Source organism: bacterium, assembly GCA_020440705.1.
Lineage (GTDB): Bacteria > Krumholzibacteriota > Krumholzibacteriia > LZORAL124-64-63 > LZORAL124-64-63 > JAGRNP01.
Genome location: JAGRNP010000389.1, coordinates 1 through 531, shown reverse-complemented (window position 1 = coordinate 531; position 531 = coordinate 1). Strand labels below are relative to the sequence as shown.

1 protein-coding gene is annotated in these 531 nt (G+C 71.2%); it reads right to left on the bottom strand.

Going from position 1 to position 531, the window contains the following annotated elements; genetic code table 11:
- The coding region (locus KDM41_18945; GenBank protein ID MCB1185503.1) for a sensor histidine kinase at positions 1–531 on the bottom strand (531 nt) is incomplete at both ends.

Below are 531 nucleotides of genomic sequence, written 5' to 3'. Positions count from 1 at the left end.
CCTCCACCGAGGTGAGCTCCACGTCCACGCCATCCCTGCGGGCCTGTGCAGAGACGAGGCCCACCGCCCTCCGAAGCACCAGTGCGGGGTCAAGGGGTACCAGCGCCGGCCGGGAGGGTTGAGCGAAGGCCAGGAAGCGATCCAGGACCCGGCTGAGTCGGTCGATCTCGCCGATGTGCCGCTCCAGCATGTCGCGGCCGGGGCCGCTGGGAGGGAGCTCGTCTCCCAGGATCTCCGCCGTCCCCCGGAGCGCGTGCAGGGGGTTGCGGATCTCGTGGGCGATACCCGCGGTCAGCTCGCCCAGGGCGGTCAGCCGTCCGCTGCGGATGAGCTGATCCGCGATGCGCTCACGCTCCTCCAGGGCCAGCTTGAGGCGCCCCGCCAGGCGCACCTGCTCCCTGCGCTCGGCGCGCTCACGGTCGACCAGCACGCCCGTCACGATGGCCACCGCGACATAGACCACCATCTCCAGGCTCTTCTCCAGGCCGTGCGCTGGGTCGAACATGGGGAAGCCCAGGAAGGCGTGGGGGA